Source organism: Planococcus donghaensis MPA1U2, assembly GCF_000189395.1.
GTDB classification, from domain to species: domain Bacteria; phylum Bacillota; class Bacilli; order Bacillales_A; family Planococcaceae; genus Planococcus; species Planococcus donghaensis_B.
In genome coordinates, this window is sequence record NZ_AEPB01000007.1 from 12344 (window position 1) to 28648 (window position 16305).

General features: G+C 37.5%; 14 protein-coding genes and 1 pseudogene. 3 read left to right on the top strand and 12 right to left on the bottom strand.

Annotated elements, in window-relative coordinates:
- Nucleotides 1-38 precede the first annotated feature (38 nt).
- The 7 genes and pseudogenes from GPDM_RS01940 to GPDM_RS16820 form a co-directional block, all read right to left on the bottom strand.
- Nucleotides 39-737, bottom strand: a complete 699-nt coding sequence (locus tag GPDM_RS01940) for a hypothetical protein (protein ID WP_008428426.1) — start codon at nt 735-737, stop codon at nt 39-41.
- Between the two features lie 320 nt (nt 738-1057).
- Nucleotides 1058-2122, bottom strand: coding sequence for a stage II sporulation protein P (spoIIP, locus tag GPDM_RS01945; RefSeq protein ID WP_008428428.1), 1065 nt, complete (start codon nt 2120-2122; stop codon nt 1058-1060).
- A gap of 82 nt (nt 2123-2204) precedes the next feature.
- Complete coding sequence (locus tag GPDM_RS01950; RefSeq protein WP_008428429.1) at nt 2205-3503, bottom strand: murein hydrolase activator EnvC family protein; 1299 nt, start codon at nt 3501-3503, stop codon at nt 2205-2207.
- Between the two features lie 203 nt (nt 3504-3706).
- Nucleotides 3707-5419: a heavy metal translocating P-type ATPase gene (locus GPDM_RS01955; protein ID WP_008428431.1), complete on the bottom strand. Its 1713-nt coding sequence runs from the start codon at nt 5417-5419 to the stop codon at nt 3707-3709.
- Nucleotides 5420-5525: 106 nt separating this feature from the next.
- Nucleotides 5526-5753 carry a hypothetical protein gene (locus GPDM_RS16990; protein WP_008428433.1) on the bottom strand — a complete coding sequence of 76 codons (228 nt, stop codon included), beginning with the start codon at nt 5751-5753 and terminating at the stop codon, nt 5526-5528.
- A 49-nt stretch (nt 5754-5802) separates the two neighbouring features.
- Nucleotides 5803-6444: pseudogene (locus tag GPDM_RS01960) on the bottom strand (F510_1955 family glycosylhydrolase); the annotation flags it as partial.
- A gap of 12 nt (nt 6445-6456) precedes the next feature.
- On the bottom strand, nt 6457-6708 hold the full coding sequence (locus GPDM_RS16820) for a hypothetical protein (RefSeq protein ID WP_008428437.1): 252 nt from the start codon (nt 6706-6708) through the stop codon (nt 6457-6459).
- Between the two features lie 189 nt (nt 6709-6897).
- On the opposite strand from GPDM_RS16820, the gene GPDM_RS01965 reads away from it, so the two are divergent.
- Entirely contained in the window at nt 6898-8400 is a 1503-nt protein-coding gene (locus GPDM_RS01965) for a multicopper oxidase family protein (protein WP_008428440.1), read from the top strand.
- An 87-nt stretch (nt 8401-8487) separates the two neighbouring features.
- Here GPDM_RS01965 and GPDM_RS01970 read toward each other — a convergent pair whose 3' ends face one another.
- The 5 genes from GPDM_RS01970 to GPDM_RS01990 form a co-directional block, all read right to left on the bottom strand.
- On the bottom strand, nt 8488-9780 hold the full coding sequence (locus GPDM_RS01970) for an APC family permease (RefSeq protein ID WP_008428442.1): 1293 nt from the start codon (nt 9778-9780) through the stop codon (nt 8488-8490).
- Nucleotides 9781-9980: 200 nt separating this feature from the next.
- Nucleotides 9981-10499 (bottom strand): hypothetical protein, encoded by a 519-nt coding sequence (locus GPDM_RS01975; protein ID WP_008428444.1) that lies wholly within the window; start codon nt 10497-10499, stop codon nt 9981-9983.
- A 44-nt stretch (nt 10500-10543) separates the two neighbouring features.
- Nucleotides 10544-11080, bottom strand: coding sequence for a dihydrofolate reductase family protein (locus GPDM_RS01980; protein ID WP_008428446.1), 537 nt, complete (start codon nt 11078-11080; stop codon nt 10544-10546).
- 113 nt (nt 11081-11193) lie between these two features.
- Nucleotides 11194-12093: a hypothetical protein gene (locus GPDM_RS01985; protein ID WP_008428448.1), complete on the bottom strand. Its 900-nt coding sequence runs from the start codon at nt 12091-12093 to the stop codon at nt 11194-11196.
- 201 nt (nt 12094-12294) lie between these two features.
- Nucleotides 12295-13719 (bottom strand): GntP family permease, encoded by a 1425-nt coding sequence (locus GPDM_RS01990; protein WP_008428450.1) that lies wholly within the window; start codon nt 13717-13719, stop codon nt 12295-12297.
- Nucleotides 13720-14088: 369 nt separating this feature from the next.
- Between GPDM_RS01990 and GPDM_RS01995 the strand changes: the two genes are divergently transcribed.
- Both GPDM_RS01995 and GPDM_RS02000 read left to right on the top strand, forming a co-directional pair.
- The gene (locus GPDM_RS01995) at nt 14089-15372 is read left to right on the top strand and encodes a GntP family permease (protein WP_008428451.1); all 1284 of its coding nucleotides are present in this window, start codon (nt 14089-14091) and stop codon (nt 15370-15372) included.
- 43 nt (nt 15373-15415) lie between these two features.
- A complete protein-coding gene (locus GPDM_RS02000; RefSeq protein ID WP_008428453.1) occupies nt 15416-16192 on the top strand; it encodes a 3-hydroxybutyrate dehydrogenase in 777 nt (258 codons plus the stop codon).
- The last annotated feature ends 113 nt before the right edge of the window (nt 16193-16305 follow it).

Here is a 16305-nt window from a genome sequence, read left to right on the forward strand (position 1 = left end):
TCTTTATTGTACTACAAACGAATACTGAATTGTAAAAATTATCTTCTTCCAACTACACGAATTGGATCAATCCATACCCATTGATCAGCAAAACGAACGAGTTTCCAGCTACATTCTGCTTGAACCCCTCTTTCAGCAGCTTTTGCAATTGTCTCTGCTGACATTTTAAGTGTTACATCATACGTGTCTGTAATAACCTTATTTAACTCATGTGTATATTTTGCAGTTTTTTCATTTAACTCAATTGATTTTCTGCCTAGTTTATCTGTCAACTTATTCAATTTCTTTTCTAACTTTTTCGTATCTTTATCCTCAGCAGTTACAACTTTTCGTGTTAGTTCTGTAATTTCCGAATTGATTTCTGCCAATTCTTTATCGATTTTCGCTTGTTCTTCTACCATCTTCTCATTCAGTTTTTCTAGTTTTTCATTTAATTTAACTTGTTTTTTCAAGTCGTGTTTAGACATTTCTAACTCAGCAAGTACTTCGTTCTTTTCAATTTTGATATCAAGAACTTTACCGCCTTCTTCAATTTCTCGGATGTCCAATAGGTAATCCTCTTGAAGTTCATCTGCTTTCTCAACTGCTTTTTCGATTTTCTCATCAATCTCAACATTTGTTTTTTCGATCATCTTTATTGCGTCTTCTACATCTTTGTCGCTAGCTGCCAAAGTAGGACTTGCTACACCAGTTAACAAGACAAGCATTAACGAAATCGATAAAAACTTTTTCTTCATAATATACACCCTCTCATTTTTAATTTAGATAATAAAAGAGCTCATAATTTGTAAGGTTTTGTACATGAAATATGTAAAATTTCGGTTTATACAATACCACTACATTACAAAGTAATCGGTCTACTGACAGAAAATGAGTCTTTAATATTATCTTTCTACATTATACAGGTAATATATACCTAAATCCATCAATATTTCTATTTTTCTGTAATTTATTGAAAGTTTTTTTCGAATGAGAACTATTTCATATATTTAACATTTTCTGACCTTTTATAACTTACTAGAAAGTATTTAGAACTAGCAATTCTTCCAAAACTCAATTATTCATGCCAATAATTATTGCTCAATACATCGGCCAATGCCTCCACAGTCAAGTAAAGTTCATCTACCGTATTATCAACGCCACCTATTTCAACAATAATGGCGTTTGCTGCTAAGTTCTGATTGTATACGCCGTTACCTTGGCTCTTATCTTTTTCTAATATTCCCTTTGATAAATTTGGATAATTTGTATCAAGTTGCAATTGTAATTCTTTTGCAAAAGCCAAGTTTTTTTCAAACTCTTTATGTCCTGTGCCCACTATAAACAATATCCGTGCATAATCATCTCCGTTTACGTTGACCGTTGTAGAATCTTTTCGTAAGGAATCTCGGTGAATATCGATAAAAATATCTAAATCTGGATTGTCTTGGATTGCTGCTTTTACTTGTTCCCCCGACACTAAATAAGAACTTCCATAGTCCAGGCCTCTTAAATCTAGTTCTTGAATAATGTCTGTAGAATTTACTGTTGATCCTATTCCTCTTCGTTCTAGTGCTTTTCCTAGCATTTTCCCCACTAATGTTACATTTGCTTTTGAATGAAAAGCTTCTTCGGGTTCATTTACGTTTTTTAAATATGGTAAAAATGCTTCTCTACTATGACTCTGATATATATAGATGACGTCTTTGTCCAAAGTTGAATGTCCCGTGTCGATATTTGTTCTAGAACTTATATCATCAAACAAATCTTCATTGAAGCTTGAAGATAATTCCTTTTCATCTATAAAAGTTTTCATAGGCGGAAGAAATTCATCACTTTCTTGCTTCCCGGTTTGTAAACTGGCCTCCACCTTAGGCTCAGAAGCGTCCGGTTTTTCGCCAAACGGATTGAGTAGCTTAAAGTAAAATGAAGACTTGCTTGCATCAGCCGATTCTGACGAGCTTAAATCATTAGTTTGAGAACTACTTGTCGCATCTTCTTTTAAACCTTTGTAAACAAATGCTAAAGCTACAAGTAATAAACTGGCTATGAAGATGACTAATAGATAGAAGAATCCTGTTAATTTCGATTTTTTCTTTTTGCTTTTATTGGGTGTACTTGTTATTTCGTTTTTATTTGCCACATTTTGACCTACTTTACAATAAAATTTTTAGAAGATAAAAAAACAATCGTCACTTGTAAACAGGGACGATTGTTTAAAACGTTTACCATATATATTGAGCTGGATCTACAGCGTTTGATCTTGATCCATTCCAAGGACCTACGTGCACTTCGAAATGTACATGAGTTCCAGTCGAACGCCCCGTGTTCCCCATGCCGCCAACTTGTTCACCTTGTGATATAAATTGACTAATAGAGACATTTATTGAATTTAAGTGTGCGTATACTGTCGCGTGCGTTTGACCGTTGATAGAGTGTGTAAGAATCACAACGTTGCCATATCCACCCATGACTCCTGCAAAAGATACGTAACCATCTGCGGCTGCGACAACTGATGTCCCTGTTGCATTCGCGATATCATAACCTAAATGTGTTTCCGCTCCATCCCCTATGTCCCGGCCACCAAATCCAGAAGTGTGTCTGCCTGCTGCGGGTCTAATAAAAGGAGAGTTTGCGATTTTGTTGGTTGTATTCACTGATGATTGACTGTTTGAAGCTTGTCGTAACCGCTCTTCTTCAGCGGCTTTTCGCTTACGTTCTTCTTCCGCTTTTCTTGCCAATTCAGCTAGGCGAGCTTGTTCTGCAATGATTTGCTTTTCTAGTTTCTCGCTCAGTTCCAATTCTTCTTCAAATCGATTTTCCAATTCGGATTTTGCTTTTGCTAATCGCTGCTGTTCTGCTGTTAGCTCCACAACAAATTCAGCATGTTCTTTCTTTTGAGTCGCTATCGAATTGTTTAGTTCTTGAAGTGCGGATTGACGCTCTTTTTGTTCTTTAAGTTTGGTTTCCACAATTGCTTTTTGTTTAGCTAATAGTTTTGTGTCTTCAACTTGCTGTAACATGATTTCACGGTCTGCTTCTATTAATGTGTTTACAGCCGAGAACCGGTCGATAAAATCAACAAAACTATTAGCACTTAGCAGAACATCGATATAATCGATTGATCCACCACTCATTTGTATAGCACGAACACGGTCTTTTAACAATTCTGTGCGCTCTGCTATTTTGTTTTCAAATGCTTCAATTGAATTTTGCAACTCATCAATTTCAATTTTTCGTTGATTAATTTCCTCTTGAACTTCTACGATATAATATTCCATTTCATTAATCTTGTTCGTTAATTCTGTTATTTTCTCCATAATTTCAAATAACTTTGTTTGGTTTGTACTGATGGCATTTGTTTTTTCTTCTATACCAGAATGCAATTCACTTTTCTTTTGTTCTGTTTCTTGTTGCTTTTTTTCAAGCTCACTTAATGTGGTTGCGTTTGATGTAGGTGTATATATAGAGAGGGCCAATACAATTGAAATATTGGTCACCATCCATTTTGATTTTATGTTCAAGTTTGTGCCCCCTTCTATCTGCCTAGTTAAAATTCTACCTTTTACCTGTTTAATTTCATATTACAGGAAATTTAGCAAGAAGCTATCTAAAAATGCAAAAAACGAGTGAAAATTCTTAACTTTTTTTGTATTACTTGTAAGATTCAAAAAAATCCTGTTATTGTCATAGCAACATAACAAGAACAGGATTTATGTTTTTTATACTATTCTTTTAATAGCTTCGCATTAATAGCAACAATTATCGTACTCAAACTCATTAATACCGCTCCCACTGCTGGACTCACGATAATTCCCCATGGCGCTAAAACACCGGCTGCTAATGGAATAGCGAATATATTGTATCCTGTTGCCCACCATAAATTTTGAACCATTTTCCGATAAGTTTTTTTCGATAAATCCATTAATTCGACTACATCATTCGGGTTGCTACGAACAAGAATAACATCCGCTGTTTCCATCGCAACGTCCGTTCCCGCTCCAATTGCAATTCCTAAATGAGCTGTTGCAAGTGCTGGTGCATCATTCACACCATCTCCAGTCATCGCCACTTTCCAACCTTTATCTTTAATTTTTTTAATTTGGTTGGCTTTGTCATCAGGCAGCACTTCTGCGTAAACTTCGTCAATGCCAAGTTGTTTGGCTACCCAGTTCGCTACTTTTTGATTGTCCCCTGTCAACATAATTGAGTGAATCCCTTGTTCTTTCAATGCCGATACGGCTTCTTTAGCAGTTTCTCGTACGATATCAGCGAGCGCAATCATGCCAGCGAGTTGGTCTTCGACTAATACAACCACAACTGTTTTTCCTTCTTCTGATAACTCATTAAACTGCTGTTCATCAAAGCTTAGATTATTATCATTTACGTACTTTGGACTTACTACATTTATTTTCTGACCGCCTACTTGTCCTTGAATGCCTTTTCCGGTAATCGATTCGAAGTCTGTTACTCTTTTCTGTTCAAGCCCTTGATCTTTCGCAGAACTCACAATACCTGACGCAATGGGATGCTCTGAATTTTGTTCAATCGCAGCAGCAAACTGCAGAACTTCATCTTTTGTATAATCGCCACTCGGTATAATATTGGTAACACCGAATTCCCCTTTTGTTAATGTGCCTGTTTTATCAAAAACTACTGCATTTAAGTGGCGTGCGTCTTCAAATCCTGCACGATTGCGAATTAACAAACCTTTTTTAGCCGATATTGATGTTGAAACGGCTACTACGAGGGGCGCTGCCAAACCTAATGCATGAGGACATGTAATAACCATAACCGTTACCATTCGTTCCACTGCTACATCTACAGTGTAGCCGAGGAGAATCCATACAGAAAAGGTTACAAGTCCTGCTACGATGGCTAAGTAAAATAACCACTTAGCTGCGCGATTGGTTAAATCTTGTGTTCTAGATTTAGACTCTTGCGCTTCTTTTACCAGCTTTACCACTTGTGATAAATAGGATGCTTCTCCTGTTTTTTCTACTTCAACGGTTAATGACCCTTCATTATTTACAGATCCACCAATGACTTGGTCTCCTTCTTCTTTTTCAATAGGAAGCGATTCCCCTGTAAGCATAGATTCATCAATTGTTGATTTTCCTTCAATGATTAATCCATCTACAGGAATTTTTTCGCCCGGTTTAACTAACAATCGATCGTTGTTTCGGATGTCCGCTAATGGCACATCATGAATATCGTTATTTTCGTCTAGTTTATGTGCCTCACTTGGCATGAGCTGGATTAATTCCTCTAAAGCATTAGACGCCCCCATAATCGAACGCATTTCAATCCAATGACCGAGTAACATAATAACCACTAATGTAGCCAGTTCCCAAAACAATTGATTGCCATCCCACCCAAAGACAACCATTGTACTATAGCCATAAGCAATGGTAATTGCTAAAGCGATCAAAGTCATCATGCCTGGATTTTTATCTTTAAGTTCACGAATTCCTCCTGTTAAAAATGGCCATCCACCATAAAAGAAAACAATGGTTGATAAAACAAATAAAATATATAGGTCATTATCAAAGCGCCAATCGACCCCTAAAAAAATGTTGAATCATTGGAGACAAGGCTAAAATTGGTAAAGTTAAAATCAATGATATAAAAAATCGTTTTTTAAAATCTGCTACCATGTCCCCGTGACCCCTGTGACCTTGGTGATCGTGATTTGAATGATTTGCATTGTTTTTATCATGCACCTGTTCTGGTGACTGTTTTTCATGATTATGATGTGAGTTTTTAGCGTTCATCTTACCCACTCCTTTTTATTAACTTCTCCTTACCTATAAACGTTTTATATTATTCTACTTTGCCTTCTTGAAGTAAAGGCAACCACGTACTCCCATTATCTTGTGTTAAAAAAACTTCTCCTTGCAGTGTATATAACCCAATTTCGTCTTTATTTGCAGGATTTTGAGAAATAAAAGCTACCGCATCTTGCGTAAGATTTGGTAAAGTGACTTGTTCTTCTTTTTTAGATGTTATTGTATATTTTGTCAACTTTGCACTTTCTTCATAGCTTGCGTAATACAATTCGGTTTCATTAATGAAAACGGCTGTTCCACGAGCTGCTTCATTTGTAATTCGATCAAATTGTTCTCCACCATCTTCTGACACATACACCCCAGTAGATGTTGCTGCTGCAACTAAATTAGAGTCACTCGGATGTAGAGCAAGTGCTGAAACTTCTCCTTCTAATCCTACTGCATTTACAGCATTCCATTGATCATCCGTACTTGTGCGTTTATAAAATCCAGCTGCTAATTCGGAATTTGCTTCTGGGTTTAACAAGAAAATATCATGACTAGCATATCCAACGGCCATTGCATGAAAATCCGTTTCTCCTTCAAAAGCAATATGTTCCAAAGATTTTCCACCATCTAAACTTTTTTGAATCCCAAGTGGATTTGGCATAGTTGAGTCGGCACTCGGATGTCCTGATGTATAAAAGCCTTAGTCTATTGCGTTAAATCCCATATAATCAAAAAAATCATCAGATACAGCAAACCAACTTCCTTCACGGTAAATTTTTAACCCGGTATGGGCCGCAAAATACAAACCCCCATTATCACCGGCGTAGCCTATTCCATGAACATGATTGAGTTCCCCACTATATGGAATTTCTTTTTTGGACTCTGTGTTGTCGCTACACCCTGTTAAAATCACTGCACCCATAATAATCATCGATCCTAACTGCTTTATCATTGCCATTCTCCCACTTTCTATCTATAAATTCTAAAATAAGTGTAAAGGAATAATTTTGATTTTTTGTGCAGATGGATCTCTTCTTTACCTCTTATCCGGATGGACATCACAGTGACACTATTCCTGCACGAGATGTGCATATTTTTTGGGTACAGTAGAAATATAACAGATAAGAAAGAAGGGTTTATAATGAGTAAAAAATATGGATTGATCGGATTCTTGCTTTTTTTAGCAATAACGTTATCCGCTTGTTCCGGTAATAGTGGTGGGATGAATTCAAATATGATGGGCGGAGAAGATACTGAACAAAGCATGGGAGGAATGACTCAGGGCGGTATGGGTTCAATGATGAATCATGGTAATGTACCTTCACTTGCCTCTTCTGAAGGTTCAAATGAATTAACTATACCTCCATTGCTTGAAAGGCAGCAGGGGCAAAATTATGATTATGAAGTCGTTGCAAAACAAGGAACTACCGAATTTTTCAAAGGAATATCAACGGAAACTTACGGATACAACGGTGATTTACTTGGCCCTACTCTCTCAATAGAAGAAGGCGAAAAAGTCGATGTCAAAATTACAAATGACTTAAACGAACCCACTACATTTCATTGGCACGGACTTGAAGTTGCCGGTGAGATAGATGGTGGCCCTAGTGATGAAGTCCAACCTGGTGAAAGTCGAATCGTCACATTAGAAGCTGACCAGCCAGCCGCAACTTTGTGGTATCATCCCCATGTTCATGAAATGACGGCTGAGCAAGTATATAGAGGATTATCAGGTATGTTGCTTATCGATAGCTCTGATAAGGAAGATCCTACTATACCAAATGAATATGGAGTCAACGATATTCCACTGATTTTCCAAGATCGCCTTTTTGATGAAGACAAACAGTTGAATTACAATCAACTTATGAATGAAGACGGCACATTAGGAGACGTTTCTATCGTTAATGGCACAATCAATCCTAAATTAACGGTTACAAAACCAATTATGCGTTTCCGTTTATTAAATGGATCGAATGCGCGTAACTACACATTTAGTTTAAGTAATGGCGCTAGCTTTACGCAAATTGCATCTGATGGCAGTTTGCTTGATGAACCTGTCGAGATTCACGAATTAACATTGGCGGCATCAGAGCGCGCAGAGATTCTAATAGATTTTTCAAAACTAACAACCGAAGAATCACTCGCTATCGTAAATGATGAAGGCGTTGAATTGTTGCCATTTGATATGAAACTAGATGGTGCTACCGCAGATTCAACTGAAATGTGGACAACTGAAGAGCCATTCCTATCTCAAGAAGAAAAAGAAATGCCTGTTGAAAAAAATATCGAATTGTTTGGCATGATGGACATGGTAACCATTAATGGCAAGAAATTTGATGCCGACCGCGTTGACTTACGTCAAGAACAAGGCGTGACCGAAGTGTGGGAAGTATACAATAAAAAAGATATGATGGGTGGTATGATACACCCATTCCACATTCACGGGACTCAATTTAAAGTTATATCTCGTGATGGTAAAGAAGTAGATCCAGACGAACAAGGTTTAAAAGACAGTATATTAGTTAATCCAGGAGAAAAAGTAAAAATACTCGTCACATTCCCCGAAAAAGGTGTGTACGTATTTCATTGTCATATTTTAGAACATGAAGACAATGGCATGATGGGACAAATTGAAATCTATTAACCAGTACAAATACCCCCGCAAAGCCAGCTCGAATCTTGGCTCTGCGGGGGTACTTATTTGCTTAGTTTTCCGACATTTATAAATCAGTTATGCAGTACGTTTTAAAAAGAAACGCTCTCCTGCAAAAATTAACAGGATAAATACAAATGAGACACCGACTACAAATAAATCAGAGTTTATCTTCACCCATATAAAGGCAGTGAGTATGATGGCATCTAGTGATAAAGCTGTTAGCACAATCACAGAATTGGCTCCTACTTTTTTGCGTAAATGCTTGAACACGCCCCAATGAATAATCATATCCATAACCAAATATAAAATTGCACCCATTGAAGCAATTCGACTCAAGTCGAAAAAGATGGTTAGAAACATCGCCAACACGATTGTATAAACCAAGGTATGCTTTTGAATATCCCCTGGCATGCCAAAGTGTTTATGAGGAATTAGTTTCATATCTGTTAACATTGCTAACATTCGAGAGACAGCAAATACACTTGCAATAATTCCAGAAATTGTTGCGATAATGGCTATAGCAACAGTAAACCAAAGTCCATAATCGCCAAATGCAGGTCTAGCTGCTTCTGCAATTGCATAATCTTTTGTTTTAATAATTTGGTCCAACGGCAAATTACTGGAAACTGACCATGCGATTAATAAGTACACAAGTAAACTAACTGAAATCGAAATCATTATGGCTCTACCTACATTTTTCTTAGGTTTGGTTATTTCAGAACCACTATTGGTAATCGTAGTAAATCCTTTAAACGCTAAAATTGTTAATGCTACCGCAGCAATATAGCTTGCAATGGTAGGATCTACCGAATTCCCCCCGCTCTCTGCGGGTGCAAATGAAAATCCTGCGACGCTTAATCCGCCTATTCCAAATACAGCTAATCCCGCAATTTTCAATAATGACGCTATGGATGTAAACGACTGGATAAAACTATTCCCAGAAATATTCACTAGAAATGCGAAAGTTAGTAACCCAACCCCCAATAATGGAACGAGATAACTTGATTGATCCACATCAAAAAGTTGTAAGGTGTACGTACCAAATGTTCTAGCAACCAAACTTTGGTTAATAACCATTGAAATGGCCATTAATAAGGCAGCTGCAGCTGTGATCGTCCCCTTACCATAAGCTTGAACTAAAAACATGCCAATTCCACCCGCTGATGGAAACTCATTGCTTAGCCTAATATATGAATAAGCACTAAACGCAGTAACAAGTCCCCCCGCAATAAATATTAATGGAAACCAAGCTCCTGCAAGTTGTGCGACTTGGCCAAGTAAGGCGAAAATCCCTGCACTAATCATCACGCCCGTTCCTAATCCGACAGCCCCCGTTAAGGAAATACTATTCTTTTTATAGTCTGCCAATTTTCATTCCTCCATCCTACTTAAACAAATTTAAAAATTATTAATAATATGTACTCAACTTGAATAGTATGAATTTTCCCTGTCATAATTCGGACTAAACTAGAATAAACAAACTCCATAAAAACTGCACAATATAAAGAGCAGGTAACGGAATTTCCGCTACCTGCTCTTTGCTTTTAATTATTGAATTTTCATATGTATTAACTAGGCAAATGCTTTTTTTCTGTTGTACACAGCATTTCATCAACTATTAAAAATACGACAGCACAAATGGCTGGAAGTATGTACAAAAATTGAAACAACAGCAATCCAAATCCAATATGGACAAAAGCAGCCATTGCAAACCGGTAAGTAAAGCGAATCGAAATCCAGTCTGACAATAAAGATACCGGTAATCCATAAATGAAAAACCCTAAAAAAGAAGAAAATAGTACTACATAAAAGAAGCTAGCACTTTCTTCAATGCTACTTAACACGAGTGCATCTTTGTATATTAAAGCCGGAAACAGATAGAGTAAAACCACAAAAGTTGCAGTGCTGACAAAAGCTGCTTTAACCTTTCTAGTAAGCCTTTCTTTTGAAAAGACTTCATCTCCAAAGGGCAAAAGAAAAAACAACATAACGCCTGATAAAATGACTTTTATCAAAAAAGGTGTATCTGATAATACAATAATCAGTACAAATATAGAAAAAATTAGTACTTTAAATATTAAATGCATTATTGCTTTAATTCCTTTCTTTCGTTGAGGGTTTACATTTTAATTCATAATAGCTTTTTACTATACACTAACATCGAGATTCCATCCGTCACAGTCGCACGATCAAGATGCAAATCAATTTTCGGATTGTCCCCTTTAAACAACGTGCGTCCCCTTCCTAAAATGGTTGGAATAATTCCGATAATGTATTCATCTACAAGGTTCGCTTTCATAAATGGATCGGCAAGAATTCCTCCACCATATAACCAAATGTCTTTACCTTCTGTTTCTTTTAATGCCAAGACCACTTTACAAACATCACCTTGAATAAACTCTACATTGCCTTTTTTCTCAAGCTCTCTTGTTGTTGCAACTAAGATTTTCTTGTTATCATACGTATCTAGGTCGGTTAATACTACATCTTCATATGCTTTTGAACCCATAACGATGGTATCGATACTGTCCAGAAATTCGGCAAAATCAAAAACATCGGAAGTGTCGTTTTTGGTATCTCCGTGCCCTACAATCCAATCAAATCCCCCGTGCTCATCTGAAATAAAACCATCTAAGCTTATGGCTAAATTCAAAATTAACTTTCTCATATTAAATGCCACCACCTTTCCAATTTTCTTGATAAATGCTTGCTATAGTTAGTTAGTTCATCCATCTTTTTTCTTGGGCATGCTCCTATTCAGAACAATCATTTGAACGAATTCTAACTCGTTTCCAGTGCGTTAAATGCGCGAAGAATTTTTAAATTAGCGAGCGTTAGCACACCTTGCCATTCCTGTTTGGCTACTTCCCATTCTTTTTCAAATTGACCCCATTGCCATGTAGGATTCCAATAGCCATCTTTAGTTTGCTTTTGAATTACATACGTTAAATTTTCTGGAATTGTTTCTTTGAATAAATCGTAAAAATCAGAGTTAGGTGTAGAAACCACTTGAAGAGGTTGTAGACTATACGAGTCCCATTGATTTGAATCTGTTGTCACACATTCTTTTAAAATGTCGCTCAACTTCTGGAAAATAACAGCTTGCTGCGACGCAGGAAGTTGTTTATACAGTTTTAAAAAGCTAAGCAACTCATGCGGTTCATATGTGGTTAAGTTATTTAAATAATTTAATGCACGGGATGTGATTTCTTCTAAGAAATCCGCTGGTACTAAGTTCTGATAATGATGGAGAAGTCCAATGATTTCAGCGGTCGGATTGCCCCATGCCCAATCCTCACTGTAGTTCCACCAAATCGCTCGCGGTGCATTTTCAACAGCACGTGGGACGATTTGCCACCCTTGCTTTTCTTGGTTAAACGTATTTAGTAAATATTGAATGCCCTTCTCCACTGTTGCTTCTGTCTCTGTTACGCCAATATCGCTCAAAAGATGCAATCCAACCGCAGTCGCCAAAGCTGAAGATTCCTCACAGCGAAAATCCGATTCCAAGCCATGACCAAATCCGCCATCTTTGTTCTGAAATTTTTTCACTTCACTCCAAATAGCCTCAGAGCTACCACCTTCAAATTCCCATGCAAATAAAGTCTGCTCTAAAGGTCGTGCTGTTGTTTTTATAAACAAAGCGGCTTTTTCAAATTGATCAAGAGATAGTTTACTCATATAAAACACCCCTATCCTATTTTTGTCACCAATTACTTGAGTTTAAATAAGCAGTACCTACTTTCCCTTAACTATTAGTAATTCAATTGTTTTTTCCTTATTCCTCCTTACTTGCCTAAAATCATCTGCCTCTTCTCTATATGAGATGCAAAAAGCTGTCGAGTCTCATCCGAGTCGACAGCTTTTCAGTAGAATATAAGTTTAGATAATACCAAACAATGTATAGATGATAATGACAACAAAAACAGCTAAAGTTTTGATTAACGTGATGACAAAAATATCACCGTAAGATTGTTTATGCGTCAGTCCAGTGACCGCTAGCAACGTTATAACTGCGCCGTTATGCGGCAAAGTATCCATTCCGCCTGATGCCATTGCGACGACGCGGTGCATAACTTCTGGCGGAATATTAGCAGCCGCTATAGCTTTATTGAATTGATCGCCCATCGCACTTAACGCAATCCCCATTCCACCTGAAGCAGATCCTGTGATACCCGCAAGTGCACTCGTAGTAACCGCACCATTAACCAGTGGATTAGTGAAAGTTCCTGAAATACTGTCACTGATCTTCGCGAAACCAGGAAGTGCTGCAATAATGCCGCCAAATCCATATTCAGATGCCGTATTCATTACAGCTAATAGTGACCCATTGATGCTCGTATTAAGACCATCTTTCATATTCGACATAACTCGCTTCCAGTCAAACAGAAGCGCCGCAAGAATTCCTGCTACTAAGGCAATCTCTACGGCCCATATAGCGACATTTGAAGTGACATCGATTGAATAGTTATCAAGTCCTAAAGCTGCAAAGTCGAAACCGTTTGGATACCATCCCGGAATTGCACGAACCAAATAACTGTTCATCACTGCAACCAAAACCAAAGGGACAAAAGCTAAAAGCTGTTTGGTTTTAGAATTGGTAGAAGACAACTCTATGCGAGGCTCTTCTTTGTCTCGTGTGTCATCAACAGTCTTTTCAGTAAACCCACTATAGCCTTCCCCCGCTTTTTTCGCTTGTCTGCGTCTGAATTCCAAATAAGATAACCCGGTAAACAAAACAACTGCGCCGCCAATAATCCCTAAAACTGGTGCAGCATAAATATCCGTTCCGAAAAACGAAGTCGGGATAACGTTTTGAATTTGGGGTGTTCCTGGCAGTGCATCCATCGTAAACGTAAATGCCCCAAGCGCGATTGTCGCGGGCATAAGTCTTTTCGGAATATCTGCTTGTTTAAACAATTGCACCGCAAACGGATAAATCGCAAAAACAGCGACAAACAAACTTACGCCACTATACGTCAAAATTGCACCTAAAATAATGATGGCAAGCATCGCTTGTTTCGCCCCGATAAACCGGACAATTGTTTTCGCAATCGATTCTGCTATGCCTGACATTTCAATGATTTTACCAAAGATAGCTCCTAGTAAAAATACAGGAAAGTAAAGTTTGATAAAGCCGACCATCTTGTCCATGAAAATGCCTGAATAGAACGGCAAAATATTTGCTGGATCAATCAAGAAAACTGCCAATAACGCACAAAGTGGCGCAAACAATATCACCGAAAAACCTTTATAAGCCACAAACATTAACAATCCAAGCGACAGTAAAATAATCAATAAATCCATCATTCTTCCTCCAAAATAATTGCGATTTTCTAAAGAAATGAAAGAAAGCTACTTTATAGATTAGGCAATCTAATTGTGGGCCTATTTGGAATCGTCTCACTTTTAGTTCGATTTAATAATTCTAAAATAACATTAAAAGAACAATAAAATCTTATTTTTACCTAAAATATAAATAACTACTTTCATCCATACTTATAGATGCTTAATTAAATAGTATTAATAACAAAAATACAAGAAAAAATGTAAATATCGCAATTGTTTTATATTTCGTTAATTAGTATATATTTATTTCAATATATCTTTATTCGTGTATAATAAGTCCTTGCTTCGGCAAAAAAAGATTCGCAGATTAGAAAGAGGAGAGAACACATGTTAAGCATTCTTATCGGACTGATCCTTTTAATGGCACTTGCCTATTTGGGATGGTCTATTATATGGGTGGCTCCATTAGCAGCAGGAGTCGTAGCACTTTTAAGCGGACTAGACGTTTACTCAACATATACCGATACGTATATGAACGGTTTAGTAAATTTTGTACAGAAATGGTTTCCGATTTTCTTACTGGGTGCGATATTCGGTAAATTGATGGAAGAAACAGGAGCGGCGAAAGCTGTTGCGAAAAAAGTCACTCAATTAATCGGTGGCAAACGTGCAATTTTAGGCGTGCTGATCGCCTCTGCATTGTTGACTTATGGAGGAGTAAGTTTGTTCGTTGTCGTGTTTGCGGTCTATCCAATTGCACTTGAATTGTTCCGGGAAGCAAACGTTACACGTAAACTTTTAGTTCCTACTTTTGCGCTTGGTGCATTTACATTTACAATGACATCGATGCCCGGCACACCGCAGATTCAAAACTTAATCCCGATTGCTTACTACAATACAACCCCAATGGCGGGCCCAGTTATTGGAATCGTCACTACGTTAATCATGGCAGTTGGAGGTTATGCTTGGTTAGCGTATCGAGAGAAAAAACTTTCGGCAAAAGGTGAAGGTTTTGTAATGCGTGAAACACCTGGTTCTTCAAAAAGTGATGAAAGTTCTACACCGAGTTGGTTCTTGTCATTAGTTCCTCTTATTGTAGTCGTGATTTTTTTGAACGTTGTAAAACTTGAACCAATTTATGCGTTAATGCTTGGTATTGTTAGTATTATGCTAATCAACGTGAAAGTTTATAAGAAATTTATCTTCTCGATTAACGAAGGAGCAAAAGGTTCTGTTATGGCTATCCTTAACACCAGTGCGGCTGTTGGTTTTGGAGCTGTTATTGCAATCGTTCCTGCTTTTGACAACATTACAGAATGGCTACTTAATGTATCGGACAACCCTTTGGTTGCCCAATCACTAGCGATTCAAGTAATGGCCATGATTACCGGATCTGCTTCAGGTGGTATGGGAATTGCGCTCAGTACACTAGGTGATACGTTTTATAACTTGTCACAAACTACTGGCATCAACCCAGAAGTGTTCCACCGAATGGCTTCTGTTGCTGCGGGTGCATCTATTTTGCCAAACAATGGTGCATTATTAACTTTGCTTGCGGTAACTGGATTGACGCATAAAGAAACATATAAAGATGTCTTTGTTGTGGCATTGGTTATTCCAACAATCGCTGTAATCGTCGGCATTATTATGGGTGGCATTGGTTTAGTATAACCACATCAATTAAATTAAATTACATTATATGGAGGAATTTAACATGGTAGAACAAAAAGTCGTAATTATTACTGGATCTGCTCGTGGTATCGGTTTTGAAATTGGAAAACACTTCGCAGAAAATGGCGCAAAAGTCGTTTTATCAGATATTAATGATGAAGTGTTACAAGAATCTGCTCAATCACTTAGAAACGATGGCTTTGAAGCAATCGGCGTTAAAGCTGATGTTACTAGCGAGTCTGAGCTTCAAAACTTAGTAGCAGAAACTAAAAAAACTTATGGTCGCGTTGACATCGTTATTAACAATGCCGGCTTGCAGCACGTATCTCCGATCGAAGAATTTCCAACAGCTAAATACGAATTGATGTTAAAAATCATGTTAACTGCACCGTTCATTTTGACGAAAACAGTTTTCCCAATCATGAAAGAACAAGGATTTGGTCGCATTATTAACATCTCTTCTATCAATGGTTTGATTGGTTTTGCTGGCAAAGCTGCTTACAACAGCGCGAAACACGGTGTTATTGGCTTAACAAAAGTCGCTGCTTTAGAAGGTGCAGAACACGGAATTACAGTTAATGCAATTGCACCAGGTTATGTCGATACACCATTAGTACGTGGTCAAATGGCTGATTTAGCTAAGACACGTAATGTGCCAATCGAAAAAGTACTAGCAGAAGTTCTTTTACCGCTTGTGCCTCAAAAACGTTTGCTAGACGTTGCTGAAATTGCAGATGCTGCTCTTTACTTGGCAAGCAACAAAGCGAAAAGCATTACTGGCCAAACAATCGTCATCGATGGCGGTTACACAGCACAATAACTTTATACACGAAAAGGCGCAATGGTATTAGCTGAAAAGCTGATACCCATTGCGCCTTTATTATGGAAAAAATTGAAAGTCGCCTAATTTGCATAGCGTAAATGATTGAAGTT

Coding starts and splice junctions, on each gene's coding strand:
- GPDM_RS01975 (WP_008428444.1), bottom strand. CDS start 10,499: ATGCATTTAATATTTAAAGTACTAATTTTTTCTATATTTGTACTGATT.
- GPDM_RS02000 (WP_008428453.1), top strand. CDS start 15,416: ATGGTAGAACAAAAAGTCGTAATTATTACTGGATCTGCTCGTGGTATC.
- GPDM_RS16990 (WP_008428433.1), bottom strand. CDS start 5,753: ATGAACGCTAAAAACTCACATCATAATCATGAAAAACAGTCACCAGAA.
- GPDM_RS16820 (WP_008428437.1), bottom strand. CDS start 6,708: ATGATAAAGCAGTTAGGATCGATGATTATTATGGGTGCAGTGATTTTA.
- GPDM_RS01990 (WP_008428450.1), bottom strand. CDS start 13,719: ATGGATTTATTGATTATTTTACTGTCGCTTGGATTGTTAATGTTTGTG.
- GPDM_RS01965 (WP_008428440.1), top strand. CDS start 6,898: ATGAGTAAAAAATATGGATTGATCGGATTCTTGCTTTTTTTAGCAATA.
- GPDM_RS01995 (WP_008428451.1), top strand. CDS start 14,089: ATGTTAAGCATTCTTATCGGACTGATCCTTTTAATGGCACTTGCCTAT.
- GPDM_RS01985 (WP_008428448.1), bottom strand. CDS start 12,093: ATGAGTAAACTATCTCTTGATCAATTTGAAAAAGCCGCTTTGTTTATA.
- GPDM_RS01955 (WP_008428431.1), bottom strand. CDS start 5,419: ATGATGACTTTGATCGCTTTAGCAATTACCATTGCTTATGGCTATAGT.
- GPDM_RS01940 (WP_008428426.1), bottom strand. CDS start 737: ATGAAGAAAAAGTTTTTATCGATTTCGTTAATGCTTGTCTTGTTAACT.
- GPDM_RS01980 (WP_008428446.1), bottom strand. CDS start 11,080: ATGAGAAAGTTAATTTTGAATTTAGCCATAAGCTTAGATGGTTTTATT.